Origin of the sequence: Xanthomonas sp. SHU 308 (assembly GCF_000364645.1) — a bacterium.
GTDB classification, from domain to species: domain Bacteria; phylum Pseudomonadota; class Gammaproteobacteria; order Xanthomonadales; family Xanthomonadaceae; genus Xanthomonas_A; species Xanthomonas_A sontii.
This window is the reverse complement of sequence record NZ_AQOK01000039.1, coordinates 1-7,176: the sequence shown is the minus strand read 5'-3', so window position 1 is coordinate 7,176 and position 7,176 is coordinate 1. Positions and strand designations below refer to the sequence as shown.

Annotated in this window: 6 protein-coding genes; 4 read left to right on the top strand and 2 right to left on the bottom strand. The window is 69.4% G+C overall.

Features of this window, described 5'->3' with window-relative positions:
- From D588_RS0102030 to radA, 4 genes are all read left to right on the top strand, one after another.
- Positions 1 to 627 (top strand): ATP-dependent Clp protease proteolytic subunit (locus D588_RS0102030; protein ID WP_232764196.1); only part of this gene is annotated, 627 nt, incomplete at its 5' end.
- A gap of 154 nt (positions 628 to 781) precedes the next feature.
- Positions 782 to 2,650: a tetratricopeptide repeat protein gene (locus D588_RS0102025; protein ID WP_087963649.1), complete on the top strand. Its 1,869-nt coding sequence runs from the start codon at positions 782 to 784 to the stop codon at positions 2,648 to 2,650.
- 225 nt (positions 2,651 to 2,875) lie between these two features.
- Positions 2,876 to 3,412, top strand: coding sequence for an adenylate kinase (locus tag D588_RS0102020; RefSeq protein WP_026143275.1), 537 nt, complete (start codon positions 2,876 to 2,878; stop codon positions 3,410 to 3,412).
- 306 nt (positions 3,413 to 3,718) lie between these two features.
- Positions 3,719 to 5,104, top strand: a complete 1,386-nt coding sequence (radA, locus tag D588_RS0102015) for a DNA repair protein RadA (protein WP_017914782.1) — start codon at positions 3,719 to 3,721, stop codon at positions 5,102 to 5,104.
- Between the two features lie 297 nt (positions 5,105 to 5,401).
- Here the strand turns inward: radA and D588_RS0102010 are convergent, their stop codons facing one another.
- Entirely contained in the window at positions 5,402 to 6,706 is a 1,305-nt protein-coding gene (locus D588_RS0102010; RefSeq protein ID WP_017914781.1) for a jacalin-like lectin, read from the bottom strand.
- A 109-nt stretch (positions 6,707 to 6,815) separates the two neighbouring features.
- The coding region (locus D588_RS23790) for a histidine-type phosphatase (RefSeq protein WP_043083088.1) at positions 6,816 to 7,176 on the bottom strand (361 nt) is incomplete at its 5' end.

Below are 7,176 nucleotides of genomic sequence, written 5' to 3'. Positions count from 1 at the left end.
CCCACCATACATGGAGACAGGCCGATGCTGCGTTCCGACGAAACGTCCCCCGCCGCGCCCTCCGCGCAATCGCCGTCCGCCGCCTTCCTCGAGGAAAAGGCGTTCCGCGCGCGGACCCTGCTGCTGTTCGGCACCATCACCGACGCCAGCGCCTACCAGACGGTGCGCCATCTGCTGGCGCTGGATGCCGAGTCCGATGCGCCGATCGCGATGATCGTGTCCTCGCCGGGCGGGCATCTGGAATCCGGCGACGCCATCCACGATGCGCTGCGCTTCATTTCCGCACCGGTCGACATGATCGGCTCGGGTTGGGTCGGCAGCGCGGCCACGCACGTGTTCCTGGGCGTGCCGCGCGAGCGCCGGGTGTGCCTGCCGCAGACCCGGTTCCTGATCCATCAGCCCAGCGGCGGCGCCGGCGGCCCGGCCAGCGATATCGCCATCCAGGCCAGCGAGATCCTCAAGGCGCGCGCCCGCATCGCCAAGGTCATTGCCCGCGAGACCGGCCAGCCGCTGGAGCGCGTGGAGACCGACATCGAGCGCGACTGCTGGATGTCGGCGCAGGAGGCGATGGACTACGGCCTGGTGTCGCGCATCGTCGAGCGGCGCAGCCAACTGGCCGGGCGCTGAGGGCTCCGGCCAATGCGGCAGGCGCCGTGCGCGGCGATCGCCGCGGGCATGACCTATGGCATGGCACGCGGCGGCGGCGCAGGCATAGCATGGGAGTTTGCCTGTCCGCTGTCGTTCGCCCCCTGGAGATCCCATGAACAAGTCCACCGCCTGGATGGCGCCGTTGCTGCTGGCCGCCACTGTCGCGTTCCAGGCCACGGCGCAGACCGCCCCGCCGCGCGACGTGCCCTTCGCCGGTACGTTGAAGATCGATGTCGATGCCACCGATCTGGCGCACCGTATCTTCCGCGTGCGCAGCACCATCCCGGCCACGCCGGGGCCGATGACCCTGCTGTATCCGCAGTGGATCCCCGGCAACCATTCGCCGACCGGTCCGATCGACAAGCTCGCCGGGCTGGTGATCAAGGCCAACGGCAAGGTGTTGCCGTGGACGCGCGACCAGTTCGACGTCTATGCGTTCAAGATCGACGTGCCCGCCGGCGTCAGCGAGATCGTCGCCGAGTACCAGTTCCTGTCTTCGCAGGGCGACGGCCAGGGCCGGGTGATGATGACCCCGGAGATGCTCAACCTGCAGTGGAACACCACCGCGCTGTATCCGGCCGGGGTGTACGCGCGCAACATCAAGGCGCAGGCCAGCGTGACCCTGCCGGCCGGCTGGAGCTACGCCACCGCGCTGGAAACCGCCGGGCGCAGCGGCGATACGGTGACGTTCAAGCCGATCGATTTCGACGACCTGGTCGATTCGCCGATGTTCGCCGGCAAGTACTACAAGCGCATCGTGCTGGACGACAAGGGCAAGGCGCCGGTGGCGCTGAACGTGTTCGCCGACAAGCCCAAGTCGCTGGAGGCCAAGCCCGAGCAGATCAAGGCGCACGTGGCCCTGGTGCAGCAGATGGACAAGCTGTACGGCGCGCGTCACTTCGACCACTACGAGTTCCTGCTGGCGCTGACCGACAAGCTCGGCGGCATCGGCCTGGAGCATCATCGCTCCAGCGAGAACAGCGGCCCGCTCGACTACTTCACCGAGTGGGACAAGAGCTGGGAGATGCGCGACCTGCTCGCGCACGAGTTCAACCACTCCTGGAACGGCAAGTACCGGCGCGGCGCCGACCTGGCCACGCCCAACTTCAACGTGCCGATGGGCGACAGCCTGCTGTGGCTGTACGAGGGCCAGACCCAGTTCTGGGGCGAGGTGATCGCCGCGCGCGCGGGGCTGTGGACCCAGGACCAGGCCCGCGACATGCTGGCCAACGTCGCCGCGGTCTACCAGCGCGGCCGTCCCGGCCTGGCCTGGCGCGCGCTGCAGGACACCACCAACGACCCGACCATGTCGATGCGCCGGCCGCGCGCCTATCGCAGCTACCAGATGAGCGAGGACTACTACTCCGGCGGGCAGATGGTCTGGCTGGAGGTCAACGCCAAGCTGCGCGAGCTCAGCGGCGGCAAGCGCTCGCTGGACGATTTCGCCAAGGCGTTCTTCGGCATGCACGACGGCGCCTGGGACGTGAACACCTACACCTTCGACGACATCGTCGCCACGCTCGATGGGATCGCCAAGTACGACTGGGCGAGCCTGCTGCGCAGCCGTCTCGATGAGCATGGGTCGCTGGTCGGCGGGATCGAGGCCAGCGGCTGGAAGCTGGTCTATACCGATCAGCCGAACGCGGCCAGCAAGACCTCCGAGGCGCGCAACAAGAACCTGGACCTGAGCTACTCGCTGGGCCTGAGCCTGGACGAGCAGGGCCGGGTGCAATCCGTGCTGTGGGACAGCCCGACGTTCAATGCCGGCATCATCGCCGGCAACCGCGTGGTCGCAGTCGGCGGCCGCGAGTACAGCGCCGAGGCGCTCAAGGACGCGGTCACCGCGGCCAAGGGCGGCAGCACGCCGATCGAGCTGCTGGTCAAGCGCGGCGACCGCTACGACACCTTGCGCATCGCCTACTACGGCGGCCTGCAGTATCCGCACCTAGAGCGCATCGCCGGCACGCCGGATCGCCTGAGCGAGTTGTACAAGGCGCGTTGAGGGCGGCGAGCGCGATCGCCGCCCGGCGCTTCGGTGTGCCGGTGCGCGGTGCGGCGTCGTCGTCGTCGTGCTGGCGCGTGTCGCTTGCGGCGGTTGCGCGCGCGATGCTCATTGTTTGGTCGCCACCGATGGCGCAGTCCATGTGAAGCCGTTCCTGCAGCGAGCGCAGCACCGTGCGGGAGCGGCCGAGGTGGCCGATCTTCTTTGCGGGGACGAGGTCAGGCGGTGAAAATCAATGTGGTCGGCACCAGCGCAAGCGGGAAAAGCACACTCGCCAGGCTGATCGCCAAGGAACTTGCGATTCCCTATGTCGAAATGGACAGACTCTACTGGCGCCCGGACTGGCAGGGGACCCCGGACGATGTGTTCCTGAAAGAACTGGAGCGTGCGTTAGCCGCCTCTGCCGACTGGGTGCTGGATGGCAACTACAACCGGACGCGCCCCGTGAAATGGCGCGACGTGGACCTGGTGGTGTGGGTGGACTATGGGTTTTGGCGCACGCTGTTCCAGGCTGTCGCCAGAGCGTTCAAACGGGCCTGGCACAAACATGAGCTGTGGCCCGGTACGGGAAATCGCGAGAGTTTTCGCCGCGCATTCTTTAGCCGGGAGTCCATCATCATCTGGATGCTCAAGACTTGGCGCAGCAACCGCGCGCGCTACCAGGCCGATCTGCACGACCCGCAGTACGCGCATATTCGCTTCGTGCGCATCAGGCGACGGGAGCAGGCGGAACACCTCCTTGCCGCCTTGAAGGCGCGCTGACGGCCATCCCTGCCGCGATAAGCGAAGAGGACATCGTCCCGGGCAGCATCGGTCTGACCTGACGTCGGCACCACAGGCTGCCTCCTGCTGCCGCCCGGCGGCCATGCGCGGGCGACTTGGGTCACCAGTCGCGGGGAAACGCAGCAGCGCCGCCGTACATCGTCGTCGCTGCCGAGTGCGCGACGTCTTCCCGCCGCCGCGTTACACGCTGGGGAAGCGAATGCGATGCGGTGCCTGGCGCCGCGTCGCGGACCTTGAGACCGCCAGCCACTATGCTGGTGCATTGTCTGAGCGGACCAGAAGCAGATGGCGAAAGCGAAAACGGCCTATGTCTGCGGCGAGTGCGGCGCCGAATACAACAAATGGCAGGGCCAGTGCACCGAATGCGGCGCCTGGAACTCGCTGAGCGAGATCGTGCTGGAGAGCGCGGCCACGGCCAAGGCGCCGGCCGCGGCGCGGCGCAGCGGCTGGGCCGGCAAGGCCGAGACGCCGAAGATCACCGCGCTCAAGGACGTGGAGCATCGCGACCAGGCGCGCGTGTCCACCGGCATCGGCGAGTTCGACCGGGTGCTGGGCGGCGGCCTGGTCGAGGGCGCGGTGGTGCTGATCGGCGGCGACCCCGGCATCGGCAAGTCGACCCTGCTGCTGCAGGCGCTGGCGAAGATGGCCGGCACGCTGCCGGTGCTGTACGTGACCGGCGAGGAATCGCTGGGCCAGGTCGCCGGCCGCGCGGTGCGCCTGGACCTGCCGCTGGACGGCCTCAACGCGCTGGCCGAGACCGGCATCGAGCACATCCTGCAGCACGCCAGCGCGGCGCGGCCCAAGCTGATCGTCGCCGACTCGGTGCAGACCCTGTGGACCGAGGCGCTGACCGCCGCGCCGGGTTCGGTCAGCCAGGTGCGCGAGAGCGCCGCGCGCCTGGTGCGCTATGCCAAGGAGACCGGCACCGCGGTGTTCCTAGTCGGCCACGTCACCAAGGAGGGCGGCATCGCCGGCCCGCGCGTGCTCGAGCACATGGTCGATGCGGTGCTGTACTTCGAGGGCGAGAGCGGCAGCCGCTTCCGCCTGCTGCGCGCGTTCAAGAACCGCTTCGGCGCGGTCAACGAACTGGGCGTGTTCGCGATGGGCGAGAAGGGGCTGAAGGAAGTCTCCAATCCGTCGGCGATCTTCCTGTCCGGCGGCAGCGCGCACCAGCCCGGCAGTTGCGTGATGGTCACCCGCGAAGGCACGCGGCCGCTGATGGTGGAAGTGCAGGCGCTGGTCGATGCCTCGCCGCTGTCCAATCCGCGGCGCGTGGCGGTGGGCCTGGAACAGAACCGGCTGGCGATGCTGCTGGCGGTGCTGCACCGCCATGGCGGCATCGTGGTCGGCGACCAGGACGTGTTCGTCAACGTGGTCGGCGGCATCCGCGTGCAGGAGACCGCGGCCGACCTGCCGGTGCTGCTGGCGGTGCTGTCGTCGCTGCGCGATCGGCCGTTGGCGGAAAAGACCATCGCCTTCGGCGAGGTCGGCCTGTCCGGCGAGATCCGCCCGGTGCCCAATGGCGAGGACCGGCTGCGCGAGGCCGCCACGCACGGCTTCAAGCGCGCCATCGTGCCCAAGGCCAATGCGCCCAAGACCGGTACGGTCAAGGGCATGGAGGTGATCGCGGTGGAGCGCCTGGCGCAGGCGCTGGAAGCGGCGAGCGAATAGGCTGCGGCGTCGGCGGGCAGCGGCGCGTCGTCCCCGTGTACTGCGTCGCTTCGAATCGCGATGCGGTGGTGCGCGCGCGAGTGCGGCCCACATAGACGCGTGGCCGCATCGCGCGGCCTGGTGTGGAGATTTCCGATCCGCACCGTCAGCCACGTGCATCCGCTCGCTGCATGTCGATGCGCGCGACCGGCCGCAGGTCGCAGCCGGCGCCTCTTCTTCGGTAAGGCGAACGGCGCGCGTCGCCACGCGCGCCGTTGCCGTTGCGGTGCCGCAGGCGCGATGGCGCCCGCGGGTCCGTCAATCCTTGCGGTACACCACGCCGAGCTTGTCGATCTCGTCGCCGTCGCGGCCGGTGAAGCCGGCGATGTGCCAGCCGCTGGGCGCGGTGAGCGTGTAGGTCTCGGCGGTCGGCGTGCCGGCGCTGAGGCTGCGGCCCTGGTTGGTGCGCAGGCTCAGCGAGAACAGCCGGGTGTGGCCGTTGTACTGGCCCACGCTCAGCGTGGCCGAGGTCAGCCGCTCGTTGCTGCCCAGGCGCAGCGTGACCGCGTCGCCGCCGCTGCCGCCGTGGGCCAGGGTGCTGCCGTTGTCCAGGCCCAGCGCGATGCCGTCCAGGCGCGAGGCGCCGCGCAGGGTCACGCTGGCGATGGTGCGCTGCTCGGCGCCCTTGGCGATGTCGTTGAACGGGGTGCCGTGCGGGCCGCCGAACTGGTCGCTGGTGCGCACGGTGGTCCCGACCGCCCAACCGAACTGCGCGGCCAGCGGGTAGTGGTCGGACAGCGGCTTGCCGGCGCTGTCGTAGAAGTTGCCGTCGTCGAGCTTGTAGCGGTTGGCGACCAGGGTCAGCTGCGGCGCGTCGCGGTACAGGATCTTGTCCACCACTTCGCAGTCGTTGGTCGGCGGGGTGCCGCACAGCAGCGGCGCCCCGCCGGCGGCCGGGGCGCTGCCCTTGACCAGTTCCACCCAGGTATCGGTCAGGCCGTTGCCGGCGATCAGCGTGCGGATGTTGTCGTCGGCGCGGGTGTAGCGGGTGTTGGAGTCCATCATCACCAGCACCGCGTTGCCGGCCGACCAGGTCTGGATGAACTGCGAGAGCTGGCTGATGTTGGCGCGCCGCGCGGCCAGGTCGGCGCTCTCGGTGCCGGCGTTGGGGTGCGCGTTGTACACGTCCAGCAGCACGCCGTCGTCCAGGCGCACGCGCATGTAGCTGAAGCCCTTGGGGGTGAGGCAGTCGGTGCCGTTGCACTTGTCCCACTTGATGCGGGTGAAGTCGTCGAAGCGATAGTTGCTCAGCGTGTTGAGGCCGTCGCCGATCGCCGCGCCGCCGCTGGTGGGGGTGCGGTAGGGGTGCTGGTCGCCCGCGTACAAGGTGGCGTGATAGTTGAAGTCTTCCTGCACGTTGATCAGGCCGTAGGGCGCCAGCTTCGGTGCGATCTGGGCGGTGTTGGCGGCCGGGTTGCTGCTGGAGATGCCCTGCGGCAGGCCGGCGACGTTGTAGGTGAGCACGTCGAGCACGCCGACGTCCGATTGCGCGTGGACCACGCCGGCGCAGGCCAGGCTCAATCCGATGCCGTAGCTCACGAGGGTGCGTAGATGCTGGATCATGAATCGCCTCTTGCGGGTTGGGAGGAACAGCGGGTGGCGCGAGCGCCAGGGGCGGTGCCGGAAGGCACCGATGCCGCCGCGCGACCGGCCGGGGCCGGCGCACGTGGCGTCATGGGGTCAGGAACTGCGGATCGAGCGCGGCCTCGACCGCGGCGGCGAAGGCGGGTAGCGGGCAGTCGTAGGCGGCGTCGGCGCGGCTGCACGGCGGGATGAACACGGGCGACTCCAGCGGCGGCGCCTGCACCGTCAGCGCGCGGCGTTCGCGCAGTTGCGCCAGGCTCTGCGCGGTGTAGCGCAGGCGGATCACGCGTTCGCCGTCGGCGCGGCGCCAGCGCTCGAACACCAGCGCGCCACCGGGCACGGTCTGGTCGGGCTGGTAGCCGGGCAGTTGCCAGTGCAGGTCGAGCATGCCGGCCAGCAGGGTCAGGGTGCCGTCGTGGCCGGACAGCACCACCAGCCGCGCCGCGCCG